This window comes from Gammaproteobacteria bacterium, from assembly GCA_027296625.1.
Classification (GTDB): domain Bacteria; phylum Pseudomonadota; class Gammaproteobacteria; order JAKEHO01; family JAKEHO01; genus JAKEHO01.
The window spans coordinates 1-2611 of sequence record JAPUIX010000167.1 but is presented as its reverse complement, the minus strand read 5'-3'; the positions used below and the strand labels follow the sequence as shown (position 1 = coordinate 2611).

Genomic DNA, 2611 nt, shown 5'->3' with positions numbered 1-2611 from the left:
TTTCGACCCAGATGTTTTCAACCCTGTGAAGATAGGACGGTTCGGATCCCAGAACGAAGGGGACCACCGTTATCTCAAGGATACCAGCGCATCGAAGACCAAACGCACGATGGAAGCCACGCTTGAGGAACGCATCGAAGTGCTTGAAAAACAAGTCGCCACGCTACTCCTGCGTTTGGGTCTACAGACGACTGAGAAGGATTGGCCAAGCACCATCGGCATGTTCGCTGATGATCCTGTCATGAAGGCTATTCAAACAGAAGGGCGAAAAATCCGCGAAGCAGATCGAGGAGAAGCGAATCGTGATCATCCTTGATACGGACCACATCAACACCCTGCAAATAGCCAAAGGACCAGCGTTTGATACGCTGCTCGGTACCATGATGGGGTCCTCGGATCAAGACTTCGTCACTACAGTCATTACGTTGGAAGAACAAATGCGTGGGTGGATGGCCCTGATTAACAAATCGAGGGACATTGAGCGTCAGGTGCATCCCTACCAGCGATTGGGCAATCTTGTGCAATTCTTTGCCCGGTGGACCTTGTTACCATTCGATGAAGAAGCTACCAACCAGTTCAGGCGCTTGCGGGATCACAAGATCCGTATCGGCACGATGGACCTCAAGATCGCAGCTATTGCCCTATCACAGAGTGCCTTGGTTCTTTCGGCTAATCTACGCGATTTTCGACAAGTACCGAATCTGCGGGTGGAAGATTGGATGCATTAATCTGATTTACCGCGCTTAAAGACGGTCATATTCTTCCGGTTCCACATCTGGCGCTTTCGCCAGCACGGCCAGTAGCTTCTCGCGGCTCCCCCGTTTGGCCCGCTCCTCCAGGTAATTCACCGTCTGCAGCACGGCAATCTTCTCGGCCACCGCCAGAGCGATGAACTGGTTCACGGATATCCCTTCAGCGCTCGCCAACGCCTTCACTTGTTCATGCACCGACTTGGGCAACCTGATGCTAAGCGTGCTCATCACAATACTCCCCTTCGGAAAGGAACCTCGATTTCGACCCGGATGTTTTTTCAACAATGCAAAAATAGGACGGTTCGGATCCCAGAACGATGGAGACCATCGCTACCTCAAGGATGCCAGCGCATCGAGGGAAAAGGCGAGATAGGGCGCACGATACTTGCCGACCTTGTCATTCCTTGCCTGCACAAAACAGAAGGTCTATCCGGGACAGCGCTAGCCCTTCCAGGCCCCCAAACTGGATCGTATCGGCACGGAACCCGAAGCACGCGCGGGGCCGACTCATCGCCGATCCCGTTTCAATCGGTCCATTCGTGCTCCTATTTCTTCGAGCAGTTACTAGAAGTAAGTTTCGTTGAAGCCAAAAACTGCACGTTCTCGGACCAGCCTGAGGGTTCCTGTGAGACCGTATTGCTGTTGCGCGTCCAAATCACCCAACCATCTGCATTTCCTGTTTGTATGTCCGCATTAAAGTCGGACATAGTGGGCTTAAAAGGACTGTCAACCGGGCAAATCCCCTGATCAAAATGGACCGTGTCAATATAGACGCCGCCATTGCCAACGATATATTGCTGTGGTAAAGACCACAACTCGGAGGAGGAAGAGCCTGCCGTCAGCGTACTGCGTTGATAGAAATGCTGATGCCCGGCCAAAATCGTATTGGGCTCGCAAAGCTGATTATTTCCGCATAGCGCCTTGTCTTGCCAGGCTTCGAGCAATGCCTTACGCGTGCTGACATCCGAGGGCTTGTCACTTTCATACGAACTAAAGCTGACATAGGGTTTGTGCATGAACCACCATTCCGAGTTGCTGTGTCCCTCCAGCTCAAGTGCGTCCTTGAAGTTCTGCTTATCTTGCATCGCTGGTGAGGTGTCAATAACGACAAAGCGCTGCTTTTCGCTGACGCGAGCGCCCGACCGGATTCCGACGTCGAAAGCCCACGGAGCAACGAGCGAGGGGCAAGCATTCGCCGCCCCAAAAAGGTAGGTCCATCCCATACCGTACTCGCTACATTCTTCGTGATTGCCTCTTACAAATACCCACGGAGCCTCTGACAACAGCGGCTGGGCAACCGAGAAGAAATCCTCTACCCAATACTGCCAGGTGTCGGGGGTCTTCGTTCCATTTTTGTCGCGTCTGTAGCGATAGTCACCTACATGAACGACCAGATCAAACGGCACACTATCGCTCTCTGTGACGAGTTTATCAATGATATTGTTGAAGAACCATGCGCTATGGCAATCTTGGCTTGATCGTCCCCCCCAGCTATTCTTGCCGCGGCAACCGGTATCGCCGATACCGGCCATGAGGAGTTGATTTTTATCGCTGCGTCCCATCCTGTTCGGCCCTGCGAATTCAACCGTATCCCCGGCGCCGTCAAAGGTCACCTTCTTTTCATTGTATTGCAGCGTGGCATAGTCCCAGTCGTGGGGCATGATGAGTTGGCAGAGCTTCACGGGAAATGCAGTGGTTGTCATGCCGGTCACCTGTGGCCTTAAACTCGGCACAGACGATGCGCCCTCATTCGGCATCAGTACGAAGTCTTTACAGTCCGGGCCTGCCTCTTTAACCACAAAGCGCGCCTCGACCCCGGCCAGATTCGTGGCACCATCGTTTCCGCTGATCTGGCTCCA

The 2611-nt window shown here is 53.1% G+C and carries 4 protein-coding genes; 2 read left to right on the top strand and 2 right to left on the bottom strand.

Going from position 1 to position 2611, the window contains the following annotated elements; all coding sequences use genetic code 11:
- Both O6944_10135 and O6944_10130 read left to right on the top strand, forming a co-directional pair.
- Nucleotides 1-316 (top strand): hypothetical protein (locus tag O6944_10135; protein ID MCZ6719495.1); only part of this gene is annotated, 316 nt, incomplete at its 5' end.
- Entirely contained in the window at nucleotides 303-728 is a 426-nt protein-coding gene (locus tag O6944_10130; GenBank protein MCZ6719494.1) for a type II toxin-antitoxin system VapC family toxin, read from the top strand. The genes O6944_10135 and O6944_10130, both read left to right, overlap by 14 nt.
- Nucleotides 729-743: 15 nt before the next feature.
- Here the strand turns inward: O6944_10130 and O6944_10125 are convergent, their stop codons facing one another.
- Together O6944_10125 and O6944_10120 are read right to left on the bottom strand one after the other, a co-directional pair.
- Nucleotides 744-980 carry a toxin-antitoxin system HicB family antitoxin gene (locus O6944_10125; protein ID MCZ6719493.1) on the bottom strand — a complete coding sequence of 79 codons (237 nt, stop codon included), beginning with the start codon at nucleotides 978-980 and terminating at the stop codon, nucleotides 744-746.
- 317 nt (nucleotides 981-1297) lie between these two features.
- Nucleotides 1298-2611, bottom strand: a 1314-nt coding sequence (locus tag O6944_10120) for a metallophosphoesterase (GenBank protein MCZ6719492.1), incomplete at its 5' end; no start/stop codon positions are given.